The organism is Salinicola rhizosphaerae (assembly GCF_014652715.1).
GTDB lineage: Bacteria > Pseudomonadota > Gammaproteobacteria > Pseudomonadales > Halomonadaceae > Salinicola > Salinicola rhizosphaerae.
In genome coordinates this window covers 493,937-516,976 of the sequence record NZ_BMZI01000002.1, presented here as the reverse complement: position 1 = coordinate 516,976, position 23,040 = coordinate 493,937, and the positions used below count along the sequence as shown (strand labels likewise).

The window sequence follows — 23,040 nt, the reverse complement described above, 5'->3', positions numbered from 1 at the left end:
ATCGATGACATGACAGCGGCGGCCGAATGGCCGCCGCTGTCGTTCGTCGTTCCCGGTGACGTGCACTGCTTACAGCGCGCCCTCGGCAATCGCTTTCGCCATGGTCGGCGAAAGCGGCAGACGCGGCAGCAGCGTGGCCTGATAGGCGTGGTAGAGATCGGCCTTGCCGCTCCAGACTTCGCTGGAGGGGTTGTTGTGCCGATCGAGCTCCTGCCACCAGCTACCGCGCTCGCGGTCGATCAGGAAGCGATCGATGTAATCCCAGAAGGTGCGATACCAGGTTTCATAGCCGGCATCGCCGGTGCGCTTGAGCAGCATCGCGGCCGTGGCGGCAGCTTCCGCCAGCGTCCAGTGCATGCGCTCGTGGACGACAGGGCGATTGTTCCAGTCGTGGGTGTAGACGATGCCTGGCTCGCCGTCGACGTTCCAGCTCAGCTCGCAGGCGCTGTGGAATAGGCCGCGGGCGTCTTCCAGCAGCCAGCCCGGCGCGTCTTCGCCGTGACGCAGCAGACCGCCTTCGAGATGCAGCAGCAAGCGCGCCCATTCGAAGGCGTGCCCCGGCGTCGCGCCGTAAGGTCGGAACGGATCTTTCGGTGTGTCCTGGTTGTACTCGCGCCACTCGTTCCATTCGCTGTCGAAGTGTTCGACGACGCGATAGTCGTTGGGCCCAGCATGCGCGTGAATGATCTTCTCGACGATGGAGAGCGCGCGCTTGCGCCACTTGGGTTCCTCGAGAACGTCCGCCAGCTGCAGGAAGGCTTCGGTCGCGTGCATGTTGCTGTTGCCGCCGCGATAGGCCTCGTCCTCGCGCCAGTCCCGCGAGAACCCTTCGCGCATGCGGCCTTCGGCTTCCGACCAGAAGCGGGTCTCGATCACTTCGATGATGTCATCGAGCAGCGGCTTGGCGGTTGGTTCGCCGGCCTGCCAGGCGCTGGCGGCGGCCAGCGCCACGAAGGCGTGAATATAGGCCTGCTTGGTCTGCGTCTCGCCTGCCTTCGGTAGCTCGCCGTACCAGCCGCCATGCTCGGCATCTCGCAGGCCACCTTTGAGCGCCGCGACACCATGAGCGACCAGCGGCATCGTTCCCGGCTCGCCACGCATGGCGGCGAGCGCGAAGCAGTGCGTCATGCGGGCGGTGATCATGGTGTCGGGAGTGGCGTCGCTCGGCAGATTGCCGTCTTCGTCCAGCGCCCCGAAGCCGCACTCGGGATGACGCGAGGCGCGATAGAACGCTAGCAGGCGCGCGCCCTCGCTCTCGAGCCAGTGATGATGCGCGGGCCGGTCGAGCCAGCTCGATCGCGACGACGGTAGATTAGCGGTGGTTCCTGGCATGGGTTGTCGGGCCTCCTCTGCCCGAAGCGATGCGGTGAACTCTGGATACATCATCGACAACACCCGACGCCGACTCAACCGTTGACGACCGTGCCACCGTTGGGATGCAGCGTCTGGCCGCTGATGAACGACGAGTCCAGTGAGGCCAGAAAGACATAGCATGGACCCAGTTCCGAAGGCTGGCCGACACGGCCCATCGGCGTCTGCGCGCCGAAATCCTCGAGCATCTGCGGGTCGTAGGCGCCCCAGGTTGCCGGCTGCAGCGGCGTCCAGACGGGCCCGGGCGCCACGGCGTTGACGCGAATGCCACGACCGACGACCTGGTTGGAAAGCGCGCGGGTGAAGCTCACGATCGCGCCCTTGGTCGCCGAGTAGTCGATCATCGCTTCGGGGCCGACATAGGCGTTGATCGATGTCGTGTTGATGATGGCATCATCTTCGCCGAGGTGAGGCAATGCCGCTTTGGTCAGGTAGAACATGCCGTGCATGTTGGTGGCAAAGATGTTTTCCCACTGGCTGTCTTCGAGCTCGGTGAGGTCATAGCAGACCTGCTGGGTGCCGGCGTTATTGACCAGGATGTTGAGCCCGCCGAACGTCTCGATGACCTTCTCGAGCGAGGCGCGACAGAACGCGGCGTCTCGAATGTCGCCGGCGATCGTGAGGCAGCGCTGGCCTTCCGCCTCGACGAGGCGCTGCGTTTCGCGAGCGTCATCGTCCTCGCTCAGGTACATCACCGCCACATCGGCGCCCTCGCGGGCGAAGTGGATCGCCGTGGCACGGCCGATGCCGCTGTCGGCGCCGGTGATCAGGGCGATCTTGCCCTCGAGCTTGCCACTGCCGCGATAGTCCGGGCGGATGAACTCCGCCGGCGGCTGCATCAGGCTCTCCTTGCCGGGCAGTGACTGTTGCTGCGCGTGAATCTCGGTCTTCTTGACCATGTCGACTCCTCCTTGAGCGTGGTTTGCCACCGTGAACCGGTGTCGTCCGTCCGCGGACGATAACCCCCAAGGTAGTACAGAGCGCGATCACCTTCTCGGCCAGACGGGCGCGCTATTCAGCCTCTGGCCGCAGGCGTCACACCCGCCTTGCGCATGGCGCCAGACCACGAGCCGTGGCCATCAGCCGCCCGCTATATCGAACAGCCATCCCACGGTACCGGTCGCGAGCATCGCCAGCGCGCCCCAGAGCACGACCCGCACGACGGCGGCGCCGATACGCGCCCCGCCCACGCGCGCCGAGAGCGTGCCGAGCAACCCGAGCGCCAGCAGCGAGCCTGCCGCCACGACCATCACCGAGGCCTGCTTCGGCGCCGCCAGCACGGCAATCAGCGGCAGAACAGCGCCACAGAGGAAGGTAAGCGCCGAGGTCAACGCCGCCTGTAGCGGGCGCGCGCGATTGATCGTGCTGAAACCCAGTTCGTCGCGGGCGTGCGCCGCCAGCGCATCGTGCGCCATCAACGTGATCGCGACGTCGTGGGCCATCTCGGCCGAGAGACCGCGTGTCTCGTAGGTTTCCGCGAGTTCCCGCACCTCCTCGTCATAGTTGGCGGCGAGCTCCCGTCGCTCCCGCTTGAGATCGGCATGCTCGGTGTCCTTCTGGGAGCTGACGGAAACGTACTCGCCCGCCGCCATCGACATCGCACCGGCAACCGCGCCGGCCGCGCCCGCCGTGAGAACGCTGACCAGCGTCGCGCCAGCGGTCGCCATGCCGATCACCAGGCTCGCCGTCGAGACGATGCCATCGTTGGCGCCCAGCACGGCAGCGCGCAGCCACCCGAGACGATCCGAATAGTGCCGCTCCTTGGGAATACTCATGGCCCACTCCAACGTGATACCGCACGGCGGCGAATCTTCAGTTTGTCTTCCCCAGCTTAAGCCAAACCTAAGCCGTGGCCGCCTAGGATCGATTCCGTCGCTCTTTTGAAAGGAATTCAAGCCGTGGATCGCGTTTCACACCCCAGGCCTTCGACGAATCGCTACTCGGCGACGGCGCGTCACCTGCACTGGACCGTTGCCGCGATGGTCGCTCTCGCCTATGCCCTCATCCTGTCGACGGACCTGTTCTCACGCTCGGCCAACGAGATTCTGCTGCAAAGTCACTTCTGGGCAGGCATTGCCGTCCTGCTGCTGACCGTTCCGCGGTTGATCGCGCGATTGAGGCGGGCGCCGCCCCCGCTCGAGGTGCCGCTGTCGCCGCTGCTCTCGAGGCTTTCGCACGTAACGCATTGGGCACTGTATGCGTTCTTGCTGGCGCAGCCGCTGCTGGGCGTCTTCACCGTCTGGCTCGGTAAAGGGGCGATTCCCGTGCCCGGCCTGGCGCTGAGCCTCCCCTCTCCATGGGGGGAATCCCACGCGATTGCGCACACGCTGGAGTCGATTCACAAAACACTGGGGAACGCTTTCTACTACGTGATCGGGCTGCATATCGCCGCTGTACTGTGGCACCAACTGTTTCGTCGCGACAATCTGCTCAAGCGGATGTGGTAACGCCAAGGGGCACTCGATGCCGCCCCGCCGTCACTCGTCAGTGACCAGCCTGATGCGGGTCTCCTCGATCGTGATCCGGCGCTGCTTGTAGAGTCGGCCGATCGCTTGCTTGAAGGCGTTCTTGCTCACGCCCAGCTGGCGCTTGATCTCCTCGGCGGGGCTCTTGTCACCCAGCGGGAGATCGCCACCCGACGACGCGAGCGCGGCCATGATCTTGTCACCGACCAGATCCAGCCGTGCCTCGCCCGGCGGCAGCAGCGAAAGATCGAGCCGTGCATCGTCGCGAACCCGCCTGACGTAGCCTGTCATCCGGTCCCCGCGCCGCAAGGGACGCGAGATGTCATCATGGTAGAGCAGGCCCCAGAAGCGGTTGTTGACGATCGCCTTGGCGCCGAGATCGGTCAGGTCGCTGATCACCAGTGTCACCGGTTCGCCGGCCGCCAACCCCTCCGACTCATCCTGCAGAAACTTGTCGAGTTTCATGCTGGCGACGGGGCGCATGCGGTCGTCGACGTAGATCATCACCAGCACCCGCTTGCCCGCTTCCGGCCGAAAACGCTGCTCGCCGAACGGCAGCAGCAGATCCTTTGGCCGCCCCCAGTTGAGAAAGGCGCCGATATCACCCAATTTGGTCACGCGGAGATAGGCGACATCGCCGACGTTCGCGCGAAATTCGTCGGATGATAGAGACGCGTCGGGGCGAGATTGCCGGGGAGGACGGGACATAGTGACTCTCGGAATGGGCGGTCGTTGAAGGCGACATTATGGAGCGCCCGGAGAAGTGGGGCAAAAGCGCTTCATCGAGGGGCAGGAGCGCTTCGCTCAGCGTTCCACCGATACGAACCGACAAGCCGCCAATACCCCCGAAAGTTGCACATCGACGGTTACCCCTGGGCAGTTGACCCATGGACAACGCGCCGCAATAAATCCGGCTATCTCATCAGGATATGGACCATGAACCCAATATCGATCGTATCGATAGTCGAATTCACCCGACTTGATTAGCAGACTAAAAGGTAGCCTCCCATAATGCCTCCACAGATCAAGGCCGGACCGGCCAAGAGAACGAACGTACAGTTGGAGGTACACCATGAAAACTCGCATTCTCGCCGCTATCGCCATCGCCGCTGCACTCCCGGCTATCGCCCAAGCCAACAGCGCCGTGACCGAGCGTCATTTCGATCGCCAGAGCCAGGCACTGAACATCGAGCAGACCGCGCAGTATCACGCGCTGCCGACTCGCTACAGCGTCGATACCGTCCAGGGTGGCCACAGCGCCGCTGCCGACGCCGCGCTGAATAACGTCGCAAGCTCCACGCAGCTGCGCACTCACGTGGCCCCCGTCAGCAGCACGCTTGCCAACGACGGCCAGAGTGATGCCGCCGCCCAGGCGCTGCAGAACGTCAGCCAGGTGAATCATAGCCAGAATGGCAGCGTCGAAGTCAGCTTCACGCAGATGTAACTCGGCCTAACGGCCCTGACTCGGGTCACGCGTGAAGTCAGTATTCGCAAGCGCCCGATAGCATGAGTCAGAACCCAAGGGAGCCCGATATCGGGCTCCCTTTCTTTATGCCTGTGCTTTCTCCAGATCGACCCTTGCTCAAATCGATCCTTGGCTCGAATCTCTCCTGGCTTCGTACCTGCCTTGCGACTCTCCACGGAACCGGTGCGATCCGCGCCCGACCTTCCGACGCGCAGGCGCTCAGGCTTTTTCCAACTCGCTATGCAGCTTCAACACCCGCGTACCGTCCTCCTGCTTGATCAGGTACGCCGGGGTTTCATCGCTGCCCTTGCGGGTGACTTCACTGCCCTGCAACTTTCGCGTGACCTTCTCGCGAAACGTCTTGGTCACTTGCCCCTGCGCCCAGTTAGGCCCCCATTTCCACTTCACCCACTCGCGCTGCTTGTAAGCCGCCATCGGAAATCTCCTCCATAGCTGTACAAAGATAATTCTTGTACAACTTTTGAAGTCGTGCCATTCTCTCCTCATCGCTGGCACGGATGGCCAGCGAGGTAGCAGCGGCACGGATTGCTGAGACCAACCCGGCATGGATTGCCTCTACATCAGGTTCTGCGTCAATCAGCAGCGCCAGACTCATGAAAGCCAAGGAAGGCGGCATGAAGCCAAGCATCACCCAGCAAGCCGATGCTCGCATGGAAGCGGGCATCGGCTCACGGCCCCAACGGCCCAACGACATTCACGGCAGGACCCCGGTCAAACTGGACATGAACTGCAGTATCTGCAGCCACGACCAATTCTACATTCCACTGAATGCGAGCCACGGCCGCGGCGTAACCTGCGCCAACTGCACCGCACTGCGTTGCCAGATCGACGATCTGGAAAGCGTACTGATCCAACTCAGCGCCGAGACCAAACGTCCCGCCGCTTGACTGACTGTTCCCTTCGCCGCGCTCCCCCCGTCTGCGCGGCTTTTTTACGTCTGGCTGATCGATCGGGATACGGCCAGCGCTTAGAAGCAGCCAGCGCTTAAAAGTTATACAAACAAGTTCCCAGCATCAGACACGCACCTCAGCGTCGCACGGCGCCTTTGCGCTCGGTGACAGGCGCAGCATCAGCGGTTGGTGCTGGCCTCTCGCATCCATTCGCAAGCATCTTCTCCAGCAGGAATCCGCATAGGCGCCGTCGGGTCGGTCGCGGCGAGCCATACCGCTTCGGCCACGTCGGAGGCATGAGTCATCGGCCCAGACTCGTCGGTCATCTGCTCGACCGTCTTCTGGATCAGGTCCGCGTAGTCGGCACTCTCCAAGCCGTGGCGATAGGCATTGCTGCCGAACTGCGTCTCGAGCGAACGCCCTGGCAGCACGATCTTGACACCGATACCGAACGGCGCGAGTTCCACCGCCAGGGAAGCCGAGAACGCGTTCACCGCAGCTTTGCTGGCCGTGTACATCGAGACCAGCGGCAGAGCTTTCAGCGTCACGGATGAGGTCACGTTGACGATGGTGCCAGTTCCACGCGCGCGAAATTGCGCCACGAAAGCCTGAGTCACCGCCATGGTCCCCAGGGTGTTGGTCTCCAACAATTGACGTGCCAGCTCCACGCCAGTGAGCTCGAACGGCGCAGCGGCCCCCACGCCGGCATTATTGACCAGCACATCCACCGGCCCGGCCGCGTCGACGGCTGCCGCTATGCTGCTGGCATCGGTCACGTCGAGTGCCAATATGCGAAGACGATCGGAAGGCGCCAGAACACTCGCATCCGGCTTGCGCATGGTGGCGATGACAGACCAGTCGCGTTCGAGAAAATACCGAGCGATCTCCAGACCGAACCCGGAAGAGCAACCCGTGATCAGAACCGTTTTCATGCAGAACACTCCTATCTGAGCAATGAGCGACTTACGATAGGCGGCGTTCGACGAACTCACTACAATCTAAAGTCCGAATATCATTCGCGAGAGTCCGGTCATGACGGATCCCCTGGCCGAGGTCGTTTCCCTGCTCCAGCCCAGCATGCGGTTCTCTAAACTGATCCTGGGCGCGGGAGCCTGGCGCGTTCGCCGCAGCGACCCCGGTGATCTGTTTTACTGCGTGCTGCTGGAAGGCGCGTGCCTGTGTTCGCCCGCAGACGGTTCGTTTGATGCCAGCGAGCCGATCCTGCTCTCGGCCGGCGACTTCCTGCTGGCTCCTTTTGCGCCAGTGATCACCGCATCCAGTCATCCCTCGCCTGCGCCAGACATCGAGAGCCGACCGATCGCCCTAGGCGGCGGCGCATTCCGGCTCGGGACGGCGGACACAGTGCCCGATGTGCGCATGTTGATCGGCCACTGCCATTTCGACTCTGCCAATGCGGCGTTACTGGTTTCGCTACTGCCGCAACACGTTCACGTTCGCGGTCAGAAGCGCCTCACGATGCTGGTCGACCTGTTGAATGAAGAGTCGCGGGCCGAGCGGCCTGCCCGAGACATGGTGCTGTCGCGCCTGCTCGAAGTGCTGATGATCGAAGCCCTGCGCTTCACCGGGGAAACAGCCGCGTCGCCCGGCCTGGTACAAGCCCTGGCAGATGGCCGCCTGGCAAGCGCAATACGCGCAATGCACGCCGAGCCAAAGCGCACATGGACGATCGCGGAACTGGCGCGCCGGTCCGCGCTATCGCGCTCGGCGTTCTTCGAGCGCTTCAAGCGAACGGTCGGCGTCGCCCCGATGGCATATCTGCTCATGTGGCGCATGGCACTGGCCAAACAGATGTTGAAAAACGATCAAAAGCGCATCGCCGATGTGGCGGAGCATCTCGGCTATCGTTCAGCGAGCAGCTTCAGCGTTGCCTTTACACGCCATGTCGGCACGCCGCCGAGTGTCTACGCCAGCGAAGGTGAGGCCCTGATCGCACCCTTCGATTGATCCTCGTAGTGCCATGGCCCGACGACTCGACCATGTTCAATACGAAGGCCCGAGGGTCTGATGATGGGTTGGCGGCCATAAAGTCGGATCGGCACGCATGGCCGGAACTGCCCCGTAGATTCAAGAAATGAGTGGCTGATGATCGCGAGATGATGGCTTGATCATCAAAGTCGATAGCCAGCCAATAGGTGGCTGGTATTTATTGGCGCGCCCAGTAGGATTGCATAATGATAGTCAACCATCTGTTTTTGTTGAATATTATTCAAGATCGATAATCAAGATATACCATCCGATATACTTCTCAGCTTCAAAAGCTGGCTGTATGGTTGCGCATCGCACGACCAAGTAGCTACGGCTCCACGCCGCCAAGCCAGCTCGCCTGAGGGCACTGTGTGCTCCAGAATGATCGCTCATGGCGATTTTCAATCGCTGCCAAGGGAATCGATCCATGCCAATTCAAGTGAGAGAAGCGAGAGAGACAGACACTGGGGAGATTTTCGCCATTCGCACCAGCGTGGCGGAGAACCACCTTTCACTCGAGCAGCTCGCCGAACTGGGCATCACACCCGAGGCCATTGCCGCCGAGATCGCCCAGGGCCCTTGTGTGTGGGTTGCAGAAATTGATGAAGTACCCGTGGGCTTTTCGATGGTTCGTGACGAGACCAGGTGCGTGTTTGGACTGTTCGTTCGGGCCGACCATGAAGGGCAAGGCGTGGGCCGCTTGCTCCTCGAGAGAGCCGAGCACCATCTATTTGCCAAATACGACGAGATTTGGCTGGAAACCGAGATCGGTAGTCGAGCCTATGTATTCTACGAGCGTGCCGGCTGGCTTCCCGTTCAGAAACGGGATCGCGGTTTGATGAAATTCGTCAAAGTACGATCCGCGGCGAGTGGCTGTGAAAAGCGGCATTCGACCATGAGCATACATTAAGAGAGTAGATATAACGCGGCTTTAAGCGACTAATTGCAGCTGGCTATAATGTGTGAGTAACCAATAAAAGCCAACTGCAACTTGCCCGTCCTAAAAACACTTTTTATAGGACACTATACCTCAATATAGACAGCTATGGGATCAATGACGACTTCATTTTCTTGCTTGCCTGAAATAGAATTTTCAATATTAGTTAAATGATCGACAAGATTCAAAAGCGCAGCCTTCATGTTTGAATAACTTTTACCTCCCTCGTCTAACTCTACTTCATTACCTGAAAATGCTTGAGATATTATTCCGAAGACAACAACTTCCTTTTCAGTTTTCCGAGAATATTTTTTAACTAATATATCCTCACTTTCCCTCAGGAAATCACGCTTTAAGCATGAAGTAAAAAATGCTTCACCGATAGATTGAGTGATTTCAAATTGATCCGAAAAACCATACTTTGTCAACAACCCTAAGTTATCTAAAAACTTTTGATCTTGATAAAGGTTTTTCTCTTTAGCTAATGTTTTAAGATTAGTTAGCTTTTTATGCTCAGTTTCGAGTTGGGATTTCCTATTCCTATCTGGTGTTTGCTGCTTCAACAACGCAAGCTCGGCACTTACTTCATTAATTCGCTCGAATGCTGCCACATGCGCCAGTGCTTCACCAATCGTATTAAATTCGGAAAACAATTCCGTTATTTTATTTACATCATTAAATATTGATTTAGCCTTGATTTTTATAAAAGAAAAGTCAGTAATAGATGCTTTAAGATCTTCTAAAGAAAATACTGAACTTGTTAGATCTAAAACCCGGTCTTGCTCCATCAGGTGGTTTTCAAATAATGTAAAAGAGTAGTCGTGGAAAAACTTTTTCTCAGTTGCCTTGCTACTTGAAATAATTACATCAGCTAAAACTTTACCACTCCCTACTGGACCTTTTTGAGTTTCACTTCCTTGGTTATCTGAAGAATTTTCATTTAAAACATATTCAGTTATCCCTTAAAATATTTGAGATGATAATGAATACATTTTATCTTCATCTAAGTATATAAAATTTTTTATCATTTGCTGCGCTTCCTTGACTTGTATTCTTCGTAAAACTTGTTTCTTGTATTGATGAATGACCAAACAACAGTGGAAATACCGGCAACGCCTACAACCAAAGCTAATGAGATGATAATTGTAGTAGCCATTATACTGTCGCCTCATTAGCTGCAATTTTAGAAATTCTATGGTACACAGAATAACTAATTAAAAACGAAATCACAGCTAAGCCTACAGCGCAATTTTTTATTGCTTCAATATCTATAAAACTTGGAACCCCCTCACTTATCATTATTAATGACAATAAAACACTATAAAAAGCAATGAAGGCGATAGACGTACCATTTTGAACAGTTTTCCATGACTTTTCATCGCCAGCTAGATGTTCAATTTCATTAATATTGGAAACGTGCAGAATCAGGCCAAAAGCAATAAAGTCTGATGCCGTTATTAAACTGACTACTCCAGATTCAGTTACACTCCAGACAAACATCCTTGAGAGGATAGGAATTAATCCCACTAGGACAGTGTAAATCAGCCATTTTATTTTTCTGTTTTCCATGCTCAATGCTACTCCGTGCGAGGATGTGCCCTGTAACGCTTTGGCTTTGCGACGCGCCGGAGTGCCAGCGCAGGCGCGTCCGACAACAGCCACTTGTTAGCCTCTTGGTCGAGCAACATTTGTTGGCAGCTTCGCGGGGTACATGCGCTTCACACCTTCCAAAGCAGCCTCATAGCTATCGTATATACTTGGTTCAAGATTGCACCTTCCACTATCGATCAAAAAAAGGTAAATGGCTTCTCTGCGATCGGAATCTATAAATCCCTCTGCAACACGTAAAGCGGCTGGAATATGGGCCTCTGACGCTTCAATTTCCTCGATAGAGGACCCCACGCAGCATATCAACACTGAACTATCCACACCTCTTTTGTGCGCAGCTATCGATAATGAATACTTTTTATTATTTCCACTCTTTTCGATGTATTGCCCCAGGCACTCCTTAATCGCGGGGCCTATCTTCGCATCGTAGATTTCGTCGAGAAACTTTGTTCCGGCCCAAGTTCCGAGAAACACTGAAACTCCAATTAATGCCTCTAGACCGGACAGGAATGCCGTAGGTCTAGATTGCACCTTCACCTGAATCTCATCAGTACAAGGATATTCTTTGGCCAACTTCTCAATCTTTTCGCCCGCGGGAATTACCACCTCTTTGATGAAGGAGCTCTGACCAAATGCAAGATATCGTTCTGAAACCTCGTACATATCATGCTCCTTTCGGGGCTAACAGGTGTTAGGTAGCGCGCTCGTTTATTGATTTGAACTCGGATGCACATTTAACAATTTTATTGCACATGGCAACAGGCCATTAACCTATTGAAATTGCTCCCATTAAATATAGCTCGGTAACTTAGCACTAATAACTGTGCCTGCTACATAACACTCCTGAGCGTGCTTGCGGCGGTCCTCGGGCCATCCGATGTGGGCCGTAGCCCGTCAGCCTTCTCAAGTCCTGTCAGGAAGACCTTTCGTATCAATCTGCCACATTCCGTTTCACTTCTCTATCTAACGCTCCCCGCCTTTCGTCGAGTGCACTGCAAAATGCATCATTTTGCATCGTTTTTATGGACTCGGAATTGTCCAGCCGCCCCAGTGCTGGCGCGGCCTAGCGTCCTCTGCAACGCTGCATCAAAACCGACCCACTTAGCGCGCGGGCGGGGAGTCGACAGCGAGCCGGGGGGGGGGCAAGGCTATGGAGAGGCGGGCGGTGGCCACAGGGTGGCCGTTGGCTATTCCGCTCGTTGAATGGTCAAGGCGACGTGCCGCGTCTCGACTCACTCGCTGCCGTCGAGTGAGCTTCTCGAGCTTGGCGCAAGTCTTCCGCGTGCTCGAAGATCCAGAGCCACATAGGGATGATCTTCAAGAGAAATTCCTCCCCCAGCCGAGTCAGCTCGTAATCGACTCGCGGCGGGACTTCCTCGTAATCCTGGCGAAGAATCAGCCCATCGCGCTCGAGCTGCCGTAGCGTTCTCGTTAGCATCCGCTGAGTGACGCCATCGAGCCGTCGGCGAAGCTCGGCGTGTCTCAACCGCCCTCCCTCCTTGAGCGCGTGAATCACCCCAAAAGCCCAGCGATTGCCGGCATGGGTTAGCACCTCTCTCTTCAGCCAGTCGTCCTCGTTTTCCATCGCGTCGCAGAGCGCCCGGGAGCGAGCGAGCAGGTCGTTCTCGTCTTTCGGTATCACTGATGTACCTACTTATGTGGGGAATCCTGACGTGCAAACATCCGCTACCTCAATCAAAGCCGTCAACGTTGGAGATAGCATGAATCGCACCGACAGGAAGGAATCGATATTGGTATTGGGTGCGGGGGAGCTGGGCTTCGAAGTACTGCGCCACTTGGCAAACCACGCTCGCAAGCATCAATCAGTGCGTATCTACGTCCGGTTGAGACAATCCACGATAGAGACGACCGATCCGGTCAAGAAGCAGCAAATCGAGCAGTTGCGGGCGTTGGGCGTCGAGACTGTCCCTGGCGATGTCGCCGCAACCGGCACGAATGAGCTGGCCGCCCTTCTCGCCCCCTACGATACGGTCATTTCCTGCATCGGCTTTTCGGCTGGGCGTGGCACGCAGACCAAGATTACCCAGGCAGTGCTCCAGGCCGGCGTGAAGCGCTACGTGCCGTGGCAGTTTGGCGTCGACTACGACACGATTGGCCGAGGTAGCGCCCAGGACGTATTCGACGAACAACTCGATGTACGCGACCTGCTCCGGGCGCAGAACCGTACAGAGTGGCTCATTGTCGCTACGGGGATGTTCACCAGCTTTCTGTTCGAACCGGCTTTTGGCGTCGTGGACCTTGAGCAGAGCGAGGTTCACGCCCTGGGTAGCTGGGATAATCAGGTTACCGTGACAACGCCGGAAGACATCGGACGCTTGACCACAGCGATACTGTTTCACGAGCCACGGTTCCAGAACGAAACCGTGTTCGTCGCAGGAGACACCATCAGCTACGGGGAATTGGCGGATGAGCTGGAGCGGCAACTCGACCGCCCTTTCAAGCGAGAAGCGTGGTCGATTTCCTACCTTGGCGATGCGCTACGTGCCGATCCCGACAACAATCTGTTCAAGTATCGCGCCGTGTTCGCGGCAGGCGTTGGCGTCGCATGGCCCAGGGAAACCACGTTCAATTATCGCGAGGGACTCGAAACGGTCGATGTCCCAACCTGGATAAACCGCCATCTGGTCGAGTGATGGCCGGCCCATTTATGGCTGAGAAGGATGGCAGACAAAGAAAAACCGCCGTGCGACGAGCGTCGTAGCGGCGGTTTTCGCAATCCTGGCGCGCCCGGTCATGATCAAGCTGGCGATCTAACTCTCGGGCCCCCTTACTCTTGAGCGAGAGCGGGCAGCACATGTCGAGGGTCAGTGTGGATAGCCCTTAGCAGCGCACGCGCTGGGCCGGTCGGTTCCCTGCGGCCCTGCTCCCAGTTACGCAGCGTCGCGACTCGAACATCGATCAGGCTTGCGAAGCGTTCTTGAGAAAGCCCGGTCTGGAGACGAATGTTGCGAACGCTAACCGGCGTCACGACAAACTCGCGAGACGGTTCAGCATCGCCTTTCACGATATCGTCCATTTGTTGGACGCTTTCAAAGAGGCCGTGAAAGATGGAAGACATATCTCACCTCCCGTTCTCGATGATGCTTCGAAGCTTGGCTCGCTCTTCTGCGGTCAGGTCATCACGTTCGTTCTTGGGTGGAAATGCCACTGCGTGATGCCTACAGCCGTGCCTGCACGAGATGGGCACGTGGACACAGCGGGAAAACGGGTCGTCTCGGTCGAGAGGAAAAGCATCGGAGTCACTTGAGTGGCGCGCCCAGAAGGATTCGAACCTTCGACCCCTGCCTTCGGAGGGCAGTACTCTATCCAGCTGAGCTATGGGCGCGCATTGCCGCCTTGAGGGACGAGCCGGGAGGCCCGCTAACGGCGCGGCCATCCTAACCGGTCGCTCAAAAGCTGTCCAGCACGGGTCAGGCCGACCCGCCTTTCGGGTTGGGCGATCAGGATTATACTGAGGTCGACCGTGTACGACATCGATACCCTGATTTGGCCCATGACTCTGGCAACAATCGCCTTGGCAATAATCGTCCTGGCAACAATCGCCCTGGCAACAATCGAGGAGAATGCCCGATGCGCAGTTCCATTCTGACACTGAGCGCCGCTCTGTTTTCGTTAATGACCGTGACCGTTCAGGCCCAGGCCGCCGATGGCAAGGCCGTGTTCGAGGACAACTGCGCCGGCTGCCACGGCGGCGGCGGGGCACCGCAGATCGGCGACAGCGAGGCCTGGCAGCCGCGCATCGACAAGGGAATGGAGACACTGTACGCCAATGCCATCGATGGCGTCGGTGGCATGCCGGCGAAGGGCGGCAATTCGGACCTGAGTGATGCCGAGGTGAAGGCCGCCGTTGATTACCTGGTCGATCAGAGCCGTTGAGACCGTGACAGCTTTCGATCGAGATCGCGCATCGCGCCTGCTGGTGCTGCGGGAGACGCTGCGCGCAGAAGCCCCGCTGGTCCACTGCCTGACCAATCAGGTCACCGTGAACTTCGTTGCCAACGCGCTGTTGGCGGCGGGGGCGTCTCCCGCGATGACCGATCATCCCGCGGAGGCCGGTGATCTGGCCAGCGCTGCCGGCGCGCTGCTGATCAACCTCGGCACGCCGAACGAGTCGAGTCTTGCGGCCATGCGTCAGGCGACGCAAGCCGCAGAGCGCAGCAATACGCCTTGGGTGCTGGACCCCGTGGGCGCCGCCGCCCTGCCGCTGCGTCGGGAAATCAGCCTCGAGCTGATGCATCACGGCCCGTCGGTGATTCGCGGCAATGGTTCCGAAATTCTCGCGCTGGCCCAGGCCGAGGCGCGGGGTCATGGGGTCGATACCCGACATACGGCTGCCGAGGGCGTCGGCGCCGCTCGACACCTGCTGGCCCAGTGGAGCGCGCTTGGCGGCGTGGCAATCTCGGGCAGTACCGATCATCTGTTGGGTCGAGGCGATGGCGATGCGGTGGATCTCTTTGCGCTGACTGGCGGCAGTGCCTGGCAGCCACGCGTCACCGGTACGGGATGCGCGTTGGGCGCGCTAGTGGCGGCGTACCTGGCCATCAGCGAGGATCCGATGGACGCCATGCTGATCGCTCATGCCCACGCCGCTGCCGCTGCCGAGCAGGCCGAGACGCAGGCGAAAGGTCCCGGCAGTTTTGCGATGGCCTGGCTGGACGCGCTCGACGGCGTCGAGCTGGAGCCATTCCTGCTATCGCGGATCGATTCCGGCGCCCAAGACCGCGCCTAACGCCCGCAGCAGAGTTTCGGGTCTCGGGTGACCGCTCGAGCATCAGCCTGGGCATGCTCGCCCGCGATACCGCTCTTGTCGTAGCAGTGCTGCATTTCCCGCGAGGGAGCGTCACAGCCGGCATCGCCGATGATCCTCGCTGGCACACCGACCGCCGTGGTGCAGGGTGGCACGGGCTTGAGCACGACCGAACCGGCGCCGATGCGTGCGCCTTCGCCAATCTCGATGTTGCCGAGCACCTTGGCGCCGGCGCCAATCAGCACACCGCGACGGATCTTGGGATGACGGTCACCGGCCTCCTTGCCAGTGCCGCCCAGGGTCACGCCCTGCAAGAGGGACACATCGTCGCCGATGATCGTCGTCTCGCCGATGACGACGCCCGTGGCGTGATCGATGAAGACGCCATTGCCGATCTCGGCTGCGGGGTGAATATCGGTCTGGAACACTTCGGAGCTGCGACTCTGCAGGTAGCGCGCCATCTGGCGACGCCCGCCCAGCCACAGCGCATGGGCGAAGCGGTGCACGCTCAGTGCATGAAAGCCCTTGAGATAGAGCACGACCTCGGTGATCTGACGAATCGCCGGGTCACGCTCGAGTACGGCGGTCAGATCGCGAGCGATGTCCTGCTCGATGGCCGGTTCGCCGACGAGCAGCTCGTCGAACAGCTTGACCAGCTGCGCCGCTGCTAGGTCCGGATGTGCCAACCGATGCCCCAGGCGATAGGCCAGCCCGGCGCCAAGCGTGGCGCGGTTGAGCACCGCGCCCAGCATCAGCGGTACCAGAGAGGGCTCCTGACGCGAGATCGTCATCGCCTCGTCGCGGGCCTGCTGCCAAAGCTCCGTTGTGTTCATGCTCTCTCCTTGAAACGACAGTCGCGTACGCGGGGGCGGCGACGTCGACAGTCTAGCCCAGCAGCGAACGTAACCCGGCAATCGCGCTCTGTCCGCGCTCCTGTTTCTTCTCGGGATTCTCCTTGTCGGCGCGACCTTCCCATTCGAGATCGTCGGCCGGCAGTTCGTCGAGAAAACGGCTCGGGGTGCAGTCGAGCAGCTCGCCGTAGGCCTTGCGCTGGCGCGCCAGCGTCAACGTCAGCGTGCGCCGGGCGCGGGTAATGCCAACATAAGCCAGGCGGCGCTCCTCCTCGATGGTGCCGGACTCGATCGCGTTGCGGTGCGGCAGCAGCTCCTCCTCGAGCCCCATCAGATAGACATGCGGAAACTCGAGCCCTTTGGAAGCGTGCATGGTGAGCAGCTGCACGCGGTCGGAGTCGTCTTCCTCGGCCTGCTGCTCGAGAATGTCGCGCAGCACCAGCCGCGAGATCGCCGACTGCACGTCGTCGGTCTCTTCGCTGGCTTCACCGTCCTCGTCGTCACGATGCATCGACTTCTCGAGCTGGTCGATCAGCGTCCATACGTTGGCCATGCGCCGCTCGGCGATGGTCGGTGCGCTGGCATTCTGGTAGAGCCAGGCCTCGTAATCCATGTCGCGGATCATCTCGCGGATGGCGGCGATGGCCTCATTCTGATCCATGCGCTTGCGCACACCGTCGATGAAGTGGGCGAAGCGGCCCAGCCGCTCGACGGCACGGGTCGGGAGTACCTGCTCCAGCCCCATCTCATGGCAGGCGGAGAACATCGAGCCGCCGCGATCACTCGCGTAGTTGGCGAGCTTTTCCAGCGTGCCGGGGCCGATCTCACGGCGCGGCACGTTGACGATGCGCAGGAAGGCGTTGTCGTCGTCCGGGTTGATCAGCAGCCGCAGATAGGCCATCGCGTCCTTGATCTCGTTGCGCGAGAAGAACGAAGTGCCGCCGGAGAGCTTGTAGGGAATCTGGTGGTGCTGGAGCTTCAGTTCCAGAAGCCGCGCCTGGAAGTTGCCGCGATAGAGCACGGCGAAATCTCGCCACTCGGCTCGCTCCTTGATCCGGCGCGTGAGGATCTCGGTGGCCACGCGCTCCGCCTCGGCCTCTTCGTGACGATTGACGACGACACGGATCGGCTCGCCCTGGCCCATGTCCGACCATAGCGTCTTCTCGTAGACGTGCGGATTGTTGGCGATGAGCGTGTTGGCGGCGCGCAGAATGATCGCGGTGGAGCGGTAGTTCTGCTCGAGCTTGATGACGTTGAGGCGCGGAAAGTCCTCGCCGAGGGTAACCAGATTTTCCGGCCGCGCACCACGCCAGGCGTAGATCGACTGATCGTCATCGCCGACCACCGTGAAGGTGGCCCGGTCCGCCATCAGCATCTTCACCAGCTCGTACTGACTGACGTTGGTGTCCTGATACTCGTCGACGAGCATGTAGTGAATGCGCTTGCGCCAGCGGGTCAGCGCCTCCGGATCGGTCTTCAACAGCACCACCGGCAGCATGATCAGGTCGTCGAAGTCGACCGCGTTGTATGCCTTCAAATGCCGGTTGTAAGCCTCGTAGATCCGCGCGGCGTACTGCTGATCTTCGTCCTCCGCGTGGGAGAGCGCCGGCCCCGGTAGCACCAGGTCGTTCTTCCACTGGGAGATCTGGCTCTGCACCGCACCGATCTGCTCGGCGTCGGTGTCCGCCTCTTTTTGCATCAGATCCCGCAGCAGCGCCTTGGCATCTTCGGGGTCGAAGAGCGAGAAGCCGGGGCGAAAACCGAGCGCCTTGAGCTCGCGGCGAATGATGTTGAGGCCGAGATTATGGAAGGTCGAGACCGTCAGGCCGTGGCCTTCGCGCCCCTTGAGCATCTGCCCCACGCGCTCCTTCATCTCCCGCGCCGCCTTGTTGGTAAAGGTGACGGCGGCGATCTTGCGCGCGCTCATGCCACACTCCTTGACCAGATAGGCGATCTTGGTGGTGATCACGCTGGTCTTGCCCGAGCCGGCGCCGGCCAGCACCAGGCACGGCCCATCGATGAAGCGCACGGCTTCCTGCTGGCGTGGGTTGAGCTTGGCGAGGCGTTGGCGAATATCGGACATGAGGGCAGAATCGCAGGGGTAAGGACGGGGAGACATCAGAACAACAGCCAAGGAATGATACACCTCATGCGCATCATCCGAGACGATTTACGCGGCCCGGAGATCGCCGCGCTGCTCGAAGCCCATCTGAAGGACTTCGAGCCTCACTCGCCACCGGAGAGTCGACACGCGCTCGATCTCGAGGGGCTGCGCCATCCGGATATCCACTTCTATACCGCGTGGGAGGATGGCGAGCTACTCGGCTGCGGTGCGTTCAAGCGCCTCGACGCCACGCACGCGGAGCTGAAGTCGATGCGGACCGATTCGCGGCATCTACGCAAGGGCGTGGCACGAGCGTTACTGGCGCATCTGATCGCCGAAGCGAGAGCGCAGGGCTTCAACCGGCTGAGTCTGGAGACGGGTTCCGTGGCCCACTTCGCCCCGGCAAGAGAGCTCTATACCGCTTTCGGTTTTCACGACTGTGAACCTTTTGCCAATTATGTGAAAGATCCGAATAGCGTATTCATGACGCTTGGACTTGACGCCTGACATCCCGAGTCGAGTATCTTGACCTGCGATAAAAAGCCCCGTGTGACAAAGTGCCACACACACGAATTTGTCTCTATTTATCAGGGATTTATTCAAAATAATAGCTAGCTGACTAATGAAGTGAGATGCCGAATTCGAGATCTGCGCTTAATATGCACACCCCCTGAGAAATGCGCCAGGTATCAATAAGTCATCTAACTTTTAAGGCGCTAAAAAGCCGATAGCACAAGTGATGAGGAAACAGGCATGAATCGACGAGAAGCGCTGCGCTCGCTCGGCGCGCTGACGGCGTCCGTCACGGTCGCCCCCTATGTCGGCGCCAATCAGCTCAAGAACGTGCCGCTGGAGACAGCGCTGAGCGAAGACAGCCTGCCCCGACCGGCCCGTGTGGATGGTTTCAGCGTGCTCGTCGAAGACAGCGACCGCAAGACGCTGGCTGCCGCGTTCGATCGACTGATCCCCGCCGACGATTACGGCCCCTCCGCCACTGAAGCGGGCTGCCTCGAGTTCCTTGATGATCAGCTCGCTGGCGATTACGGCGCGGGCAAGGCGCTCTACCTTCAGGCACCGCTCAAGCCGGAGAACGAAGAGGCCCTGATGGGCTCACCGCAGTTTCTGGCCACGCCGAAGGAGCGCTACGCCACCGGCGTGAAAGCGCTCGAAGCCTATGCGCAGAAAGCCCATGGCAAGGCATTCGCCGACCTCTCCGATGATCAGATCGACGAGATCCTGACCGGCCTCGAAGCCGGCGACATCAGCCTGGGTGACGATGTCGACGGGCAGGCATTCTTCGAGCTGATGCTGCAGAACGTGCGTGAAGGGTATCTGGCCGACCCGATGTACGGCGGCAACCGCGGCATGGCGGGCTGGAAGATGGTCGGTTTCCCCGGCGCCCGCTACGACTACCGCCCCTATATCGACCGTCGCGGTGAAGACCTCGGCCTGATCCCGGTCAGCCTCATTCCCCAAGATTGATTCCACGCGCCTGTTTGCAGGACTAGCGTCAAGAGAGAGATAACATGGCAAAGACACTTCCCAAGGCCGACGTCGTCATCGTCGGTATGGGCTGGGCCGGCTCGGTCATGGCCGAAGAGCTGACCCGTGCGGGCCTGAACGTCGTCGGCATCGAGCGTGGCGCGTGGCGCGACACCTCCACCGATTTTCCGCCAGCCGTCGATCCTGACGAGCTGCGCTGGCACACCCGCCGCAACATGCTGCAGCCGATGAGCGTGGAAACCACCACCTTCCGCAACCGTACCGACCAGACGGCGGCGCCGGTACGTAACTGGTCCGCTTTTCAGTACGGCTGGAACGTCGGTGGCGCCGGCGCCCACTGGGCCGGCATGTCCTGGCGCTTCCTCGAGTGGGACTTCCAGGTCGCGACGAAGACGCGCGAGCGCTACGGCGAAGAAAAGCTGAACGGCCTCGAGAACGTTCAGGACTGGGGCGTTACCTACAAGGATATGGAACCCTACTACGATCGCTTCGAGCGCATCGCGGGGACCTCCGGCTACGCTGGCAATATCCAGGGCGAGAAGCGCCCGGGCGGTAACATCTTCGAAGGGCCGCGCAAGCGCGACTATCCGACCCCGGCGCTCAAAGACACGCACTGGATGAGCATGTACCGCGAGACCGTGAACGACATGGGCTACCACCCGTTCACGATCCCCGCCGGCAACATTTCCCAGGCTTACGTCAATCCGCTCGGCGTCAACATGGGGCCGTGTACTTACTGCGGCTTCTGCGATTTCCACGGCTGCGGCAACTTCTCCAAGTCATCGCCCCAGGCCTGCATCCTGCCGACTCTGATGCGTCGCCCCAACTTCACGCTGCTCACCGAAACCGAAGTGCTGCACGCCGTGAAACACGACGATGGCAAGACCGCCAAGGGCGTCAAGTTCATCGCCAACGGCGAGGAAGGCTTCCAGCCTGCGGACGTGGTCTGCATCACGGCCTACCAGATGGACAACGTGCGTCTGATGCTGCTCTCCGGCATCGGCGAACAGTACGACCCGCAGACGCGCCGCGGCACCATCGGCCGCAACTACAGCTACCAGACCTGCTCTTCGGTCACCGGCTTCTTCGATAACGAGCGCATGAACCCGTTCATCGGCGGTGGCGCACTCGGCGTACAGATCGATGATTTCAACGGTGACAACTTCGATCACACCGATCTCGACTTCATCGGTGGCGCCGGCATTATGGGCTACTCCACCAACGGTCGCCCGATCCAGAACATGAATGGCCTGCGTCCGGGCACCAAGCGCTGGGGCAGCGAATGGAAAGCCGGTTACGCACGTGACTACCAGACGTCCGCCTCCATCTTCTGCCAGGGCACCTCGATGCCGTCGCGAGACGTCTACCTGGACCTCGATCCGACCTACAAGGACCGTCACGGCCAGCCGCTGATTCGCCTGACCTTCGACTGGAACGAAAACGACAAGAAGATGGCGAACTACGTGACCGACAAGGCCACGGAGATCATGAAGCGGGCCGGCGGCAAGCATCTGCTCACCGACAACCAGGCGTCGCGCAGCTGGAATCCGTACATGCAGCACAGCTCGCACACCATCGGTGGCGCCGTGATGGGTGCCGATCCGACAACCTCTGCACTGAACCCCTACCTGCAGAGCTGGGATGCGCACAACGTCTTCGTCGTTGGCGCTTCAGCCTTCCCCAACAACGGTGGCTACAACCCGACGCTGACGGTCGGTGCCTTGGCGGTTCGCGCAGCGCAGGCGATTCACCAGACCTATATCAACAATCCCGGACCGCTGGTGGAGGCCTGATCGATGGCGAACTGGAAAAAAATCGGTGCCGGTGTCGGCGTAGTCGTCGTCGTGGCAGTCGTGGGAGCGGGCATCTGGACTTGGAAAACGCTGGATACCTCCCGTTCCGACGCGGCTGACGATCAGACCAAACTGGCGGATTTCACAAGCGACGACCAGGACGCCATCAAGCGTGGCGAGTACGTCATGCGCCTGGCTGACTGCGCCGCTTGCCACAAGGGCAATTTCGCCGGCGGCTACGAGATCGAGACGCCCTTCGGCAAGCTGCTGACATCCAACATCACGCCGGATACCGACACCGGCATCGGCAACATGACCGAGCGTGATTTCTTCAATGCGGTGCGTCAGGGCATCGGATCGCACGGTCTGCTCTATCCGGCCATGCCGTACCCGTCCTATACCAAGCTGACCGACGAAGACATGCATGACCTGTGGGCCTACATGTCGACGATCGAACCGGTGAAGCAGGATATCGACGAAAACGGCCAGATGCCGTTCCCGTTCAATGTACGTCTCGCCATGGCCGGCTGGAACCTGCTGTTCTTCGATAACGAAGGTTTCCAGAGCGCCAGCGACCAGAGCGATGAGTGGAACCGCGGCAAGTACATCGTCGACGGCCCCGCCCACTGCTCGACCTGCCACTCGCCGCGTAACGCGCTCGGTGGCGAAGTCGGCGGTGGCTACATGTCTGGCGGTAGCCTCGGCGCCTGGTATGCACCGGATATCACATCGAACCCGCATACCGGCATCGGCGACTGGAGCAAGGACGAGCTGGCCGACTATCTGAAGAGCGGCTCCAACGGTACGGCCGTCGCGGCAGGCCCGATGGCCGAAGCCATCGAGCACTCCACGCACTACTTCACCGACGAGGACCTGCAGGCGATCGGCACCTACATGCAGTCGGTCCCGGCTTCCGATGGCAAGCCGCGCGAGCCGATGACCATGGACGATGCCGTCAAGAAGTCTGCCGCGCTCGACTACGAAGTGAACTGCTCGGCGTGTCACGGTCTGAAAGGCGAAGGCATCAGCGGCATGGTGCCGGCATTCGCGGGCAATGGCGGGCTGCTGGCTGACGATGCCACCAACCTGATCCACGCCATGCTGAAAGGCGCCCGCGCACCGCATACCGAAGTGCGCCAGACCGCTGCCGGCATGCCGTCGTTCGCGTGGAAGATGGACGATCAGGAAATCGCTGACGTGCTCAACTACGTGCGCAACAGCTGGGGCAACGGCGCGCAGGAGATCACCGCCGATCGCGTCGGCGAGCTTCGCACTCAG

25 protein-coding genes and 1 tRNA gene are annotated in these 23,040 nt (G+C 59.7%); 12 read left to right on the top strand and 14 right to left on the bottom strand.

The genetic code is table 11. The features are described 5' to 3' along the window. Window positions 1-69: 69 nt before the first annotated feature. The 3 genes from IE125_RS05840 to IE125_RS05830 all read right to left on the bottom strand — a co-directional run bounded on the left by IE125_RS05840 (window position 70) and on the right by IE125_RS05830 (window position 3,146). Window positions 70-1,332, bottom strand: coding sequence for a D-mannose isomerase (locus tag IE125_RS05840; protein WP_189443682.1), 1,263 nt, complete (start codon window positions 1,330-1,332; stop codon window positions 70-72). Window positions 1,333-1,406: 74 nt separating this feature from the next. Then, the gene (locus IE125_RS05835; protein WP_189443681.1) at window positions 1,407-2,270 is read right to left on the bottom strand and encodes an SDR family oxidoreductase; all 864 of its coding nucleotides are present in this window, start codon (window positions 2,268-2,270) and stop codon (window positions 1,407-1,409) included. Between the two features lie 180 nt (window positions 2,271-2,450). Continuing rightward, window positions 2,451-3,146, bottom strand: a complete 696-nt coding sequence (locus tag IE125_RS05830; RefSeq protein ID WP_189443680.1) for a VIT1/CCC1 transporter family protein — start codon at window positions 3,144-3,146, stop codon at window positions 2,451-2,453. A 123-nt stretch (window positions 3,147-3,269) separates the two neighbouring features. Here IE125_RS05830 and IE125_RS05825 point away from each other — a divergent pair, with 123 nt between their 5' ends. Continuing rightward, on the top strand, window positions 3,270-3,818 hold the full coding sequence (locus tag IE125_RS05825) for a cytochrome b (protein WP_229808944.1): 549 nt from the start codon (window positions 3,270-3,272) through the stop codon (window positions 3,816-3,818). Between the two features lie 30 nt (window positions 3,819-3,848). Here the strand turns inward: IE125_RS05825 and IE125_RS05820 are convergent, their stop codons facing one another. Then, window positions 3,849-4,544 (bottom strand): CvfB family protein, encoded by a 696-nt coding sequence (locus IE125_RS05820; protein WP_189443679.1) that lies wholly within the window; start codon window positions 4,542-4,544, stop codon window positions 3,849-3,851. Window positions 4,545-4,908: 364 nt separating this feature from the next. Here IE125_RS05820 and IE125_RS05815 point away from each other — a divergent pair, with 364 nt between their 5' ends. Next, on the top strand, window positions 4,909-5,280 hold the full coding sequence (locus tag IE125_RS05815; protein WP_189443678.1) for a hypothetical protein: 372 nt from the start codon (window positions 4,909-4,911) through the stop codon (window positions 5,278-5,280). A gap of 240 nt (window positions 5,281-5,520) precedes the next feature. On the opposite strand, the gene IE125_RS05810 is transcribed toward IE125_RS05815, so the two are convergent. Next, complete coding sequence (locus IE125_RS05810; RefSeq protein ID WP_189443677.1) at window positions 5,521-5,736, bottom strand: hypervirulence associated TUDOR domain-containing protein; 216 nt, start codon at window positions 5,734-5,736, stop codon at window positions 5,521-5,523. Window positions 5,737-5,936: 200 nt separating this feature from the next. On the opposite strand from IE125_RS05810, the gene IE125_RS05805 reads away from it, so the two are divergent. Next, window positions 5,937-6,209 carry a hypothetical protein gene (locus IE125_RS05805; RefSeq protein WP_189443676.1) on the top strand — a complete coding sequence of 91 codons (273 nt, stop codon included), beginning with the start codon at window positions 5,937-5,939 and terminating at the stop codon, window positions 6,207-6,209. Window positions 6,210-6,391: 182 nt separating this feature from the next. Here the strand turns inward: IE125_RS05805 and IE125_RS05800 are convergent, their stop codons facing one another. After that, a complete protein-coding gene (locus IE125_RS05800; RefSeq protein WP_189443675.1) occupies window positions 6,392-7,144 on the bottom strand; it encodes an SDR family oxidoreductase in 753 nt (250 codons plus the stop codon). Between the two features lie 100 nt (window positions 7,145-7,244). On the opposite strand from IE125_RS05800, the gene IE125_RS05795 reads away from it, so the two are divergent. Together IE125_RS05795 and IE125_RS05790 are read left to right on the top strand one after the other, a co-directional pair. Further along, window positions 7,245-8,177 carry an AraC family transcriptional regulator gene (locus IE125_RS05795; protein WP_189443674.1) on the top strand — a complete coding sequence of 311 codons (933 nt, stop codon included), beginning with the start codon at window positions 7,245-7,247 and terminating at the stop codon, window positions 8,175-8,177. Window positions 8,178-8,625: 448 nt separating this feature from the next. Continuing rightward, window positions 8,626-9,108: a GNAT family N-acetyltransferase gene (locus tag IE125_RS05790; protein ID WP_189443673.1), complete on the top strand. Its 483-nt coding sequence runs from the start codon at window positions 8,626-8,628 to the stop codon at window positions 9,106-9,108. Between the two features lie 113 nt (window positions 9,109-9,221). On the opposite strand, the gene IE125_RS05785 is transcribed toward IE125_RS05790, so the two are convergent. From IE125_RS05785 to IE125_RS05770, 4 genes are all read right to left on the bottom strand, one after another. Then, window positions 9,222-10,094: a DUF6414 family protein gene (locus tag IE125_RS05785; RefSeq protein ID WP_444544485.1), complete on the bottom strand. Its 873-nt coding sequence runs from the start codon at window positions 10,092-10,094 to the stop codon at window positions 9,222-9,224. 196 nt (window positions 10,095-10,290) lie between these two features. Then, a complete protein-coding gene (locus tag IE125_RS05780) occupies window positions 10,291-10,797 on the bottom strand; it encodes a hypothetical protein (RefSeq protein ID WP_229808942.1) in 507 nt (168 codons plus the stop codon). 3 nt (window positions 10,798-10,800) lie between these two features. After that, window positions 10,801-11,406, bottom strand: a complete 606-nt coding sequence (locus IE125_RS05775; RefSeq protein WP_189443672.1) for a hypothetical protein — start codon at window positions 11,404-11,406, stop codon at window positions 10,801-10,803. A 544-nt stretch (window positions 11,407-11,950) separates the two neighbouring features. Then, window positions 11,951-12,385 carry a winged helix-turn-helix transcriptional regulator gene (locus tag IE125_RS05770; protein ID WP_229808941.1) on the bottom strand — a complete coding sequence of 145 codons (435 nt, stop codon included), beginning with the start codon at window positions 12,383-12,385 and terminating at the stop codon, window positions 11,951-11,953. 79 nt (window positions 12,386-12,464) lie between these two features. On the opposite strand from IE125_RS05770, the gene IE125_RS05765 reads away from it, so the two are divergent. Further along, window positions 12,465-13,397, top strand: coding sequence for an aromatic alcohol reductase (locus IE125_RS05765; RefSeq protein ID WP_189443671.1), 933 nt, complete (start codon window positions 12,465-12,467; stop codon window positions 13,395-13,397). Window positions 13,398-13,531: 134 nt separating this feature from the next. On the opposite strand, the gene IE125_RS05760 is transcribed toward IE125_RS05765, so the two are convergent. Together IE125_RS05760 and IE125_RS05755 are read right to left on the bottom strand one after the other, a co-directional pair. Beyond that, window positions 13,532-13,822 (bottom strand): helix-turn-helix domain-containing protein, encoded by a 291-nt coding sequence (locus IE125_RS05760; protein WP_189443670.1) that lies wholly within the window; start codon window positions 13,820-13,822, stop codon window positions 13,532-13,534. Window positions 13,823-14,012: 190 nt separating this feature from the next. Continuing rightward, window positions 14,013-14,089: transfer RNA gene (locus tag IE125_RS05755), tRNA-Arg, on the bottom strand. 245 nt (window positions 14,090-14,334) lie between these two features. Here IE125_RS05755 and IE125_RS05750 point away from each other — a divergent pair. Continuing rightward, on the top strand, window positions 14,335-14,640 hold the full coding sequence (locus tag IE125_RS05750) for a c-type cytochrome (protein WP_189443669.1): 306 nt from the start codon (window positions 14,335-14,337) through the stop codon (window positions 14,638-14,640). A gap of 4 nt (window positions 14,641-14,644) precedes the next feature. After that, entirely contained in the window at window positions 14,645-15,493 is an 849-nt protein-coding gene (gene thiM / locus IE125_RS05745) for a hydroxyethylthiazole kinase (protein ID WP_189443668.1), read from the top strand. On the opposite strand, the gene cysE is transcribed toward thiM, so the two are convergent. Both cysE and rep read right to left on the bottom strand, forming a co-directional pair. Continuing rightward, the gene (gene cysE, locus IE125_RS05740) at window positions 15,490-16,344 is read right to left on the bottom strand and encodes a serine O-acetyltransferase (protein WP_189443667.1); all 855 of its coding nucleotides are present in this window, start codon (window positions 16,342-16,344) and stop codon (window positions 15,490-15,492) included. The genes thiM and cysE overlap by 4 nt on opposite strands. Before the next feature lie 52 nt (window positions 16,345-16,396). After that, on the bottom strand, window positions 16,397-18,445 hold the full coding sequence (gene rep, locus IE125_RS05735; protein WP_189443666.1) for a DNA helicase Rep: 2,049 nt from the start codon (window positions 18,443-18,445) through the stop codon (window positions 16,397-16,399). Between the two features lie 66 nt (window positions 18,446-18,511). Between rep and IE125_RS05730 the strand changes: the two genes are divergently transcribed. The 4 genes from IE125_RS05730 to IE125_RS05715 all read left to right on the top strand — a co-directional run. Continuing rightward, a complete protein-coding gene (locus IE125_RS05730) occupies window positions 18,512-18,973 on the top strand; it encodes a GNAT family N-acetyltransferase (protein WP_189443665.1) in 462 nt (153 codons plus the stop codon). A gap of 246 nt (window positions 18,974-19,219) precedes the next feature. Continuing rightward, entirely contained in the window at window positions 19,220-19,948 is a 729-nt protein-coding gene (locus IE125_RS05725) for a gluconate 2-dehydrogenase subunit 3 family protein (protein ID WP_189443664.1), read from the top strand. 44 nt (window positions 19,949-19,992) lie between these two features. Further along, entirely contained in the window at window positions 19,993-21,762 is a 1,770-nt protein-coding gene (locus IE125_RS05720) for a GMC family oxidoreductase (RefSeq protein WP_189443663.1), read from the top strand. Window positions 21,763-21,765: 3 nt separating this feature from the next. Then, the coding region (locus tag IE125_RS05715) for a cytochrome c (RefSeq protein WP_189443662.1) at window positions 21,766-23,040 on the top strand (1,275 nt) is incomplete at its 3' end.

Coding starts and splice junctions, on each gene's coding strand:
- IE125_RS05830 (WP_189443680.1), bottom strand. CDS start 3,146: ATGAGTATTCCCAAGGAGCGGCACTATTCGGATCGTCTCGGGTGGCTG.
- IE125_RS05730 (WP_189443665.1), top strand. CDS start 18,512: ATGCGCATCATCCGAGACGATTTACGCGGCCCGGAGATCGCCGCGCTG.
- IE125_RS05775 (WP_189443672.1), bottom strand. CDS start 11,406: ATGTACGAGGTTTCAGAACGATATCTTGCATTTGGTCAGAGCTCCTTC.
- IE125_RS05725 (WP_189443664.1), top strand. CDS start 19,220: ATGAATCGACGAGAAGCGCTGCGCTCGCTCGGCGCGCTGACGGCGTCC.
- IE125_RS05790 (WP_189443673.1), top strand. CDS start 8,626: ATGCCAATTCAAGTGAGAGAAGCGAGAGAGACAGACACTGGGGAGATT.
- IE125_RS05750 (WP_189443669.1), top strand. CDS start 14,335: ATGCGCAGTTCCATTCTGACACTGAGCGCCGCTCTGTTTTCGTTAATG.
- IE125_RS05795 (WP_189443674.1), top strand. CDS start 7,245: ATGACGGATCCCCTGGCCGAGGTCGTTTCCCTGCTCCAGCCCAGCATG.
- IE125_RS05810 (WP_189443677.1), bottom strand. CDS start 5,736: ATGGCGGCTTACAAGCAGCGCGAGTGGGTGAAGTGGAAATGGGGGCCT.
- IE125_RS05820 (WP_189443679.1), bottom strand. CDS start 4,544: ATGTCCCGTCCTCCCCGGCAATCTCGCCCCGACGCGTCTCTATCATCC.
- IE125_RS05720 (WP_189443663.1), top strand. CDS start 19,993: ATGGCAAAGACACTTCCCAAGGCCGACGTCGTCATCGTCGGTATGGGC.
- IE125_RS05840 (WP_189443682.1), bottom strand. CDS start 1,332: ATGCCAGGAACCACCGCTAATCTACCGTCGTCGCGATCGAGCTGGCTC.
- IE125_RS05760 (WP_189443670.1), bottom strand. CDS start 13,822: ATGTCTTCCATCTTTCACGGCCTCTTTGAAAGCGTCCAACAAATGGAC.
- IE125_RS05800 (WP_189443675.1), bottom strand. CDS start 7,144: ATGAAAACGGTTCTGATCACGGGTTGCTCTTCCGGGTTCGGTCTGGAG.
- IE125_RS05765 (WP_189443671.1), top strand. CDS start 12,465: ATGAATCGCACCGACAGGAAGGAATCGATATTGGTATTGGGTGCGGGG.
- IE125_RS05815 (WP_189443678.1), top strand. CDS start 4,909: ATGAAAACTCGCATTCTCGCCGCTATCGCCATCGCCGCTGCACTCCCG.
- IE125_RS05835 (WP_189443681.1), bottom strand. CDS start 2,270: ATGGTCAAGAAGACCGAGATTCACGCGCAGCAACAGTCACTGCCCGGC.
- cysE (WP_189443667.1), bottom strand. CDS start 16,344: ATGAACACAACGGAGCTTTGGCAGCAGGCCCGCGACGAGGCGATGACG.
- rep (WP_189443666.1), bottom strand. CDS start 18,445: ATGTCCGATATTCGCCAACGCCTCGCCAAGCTCAACCCACGCCAGCAG.
- IE125_RS05805 (WP_189443676.1), top strand. CDS start 5,937: ATGAAGCCAAGCATCACCCAGCAAGCCGATGCTCGCATGGAAGCGGGC.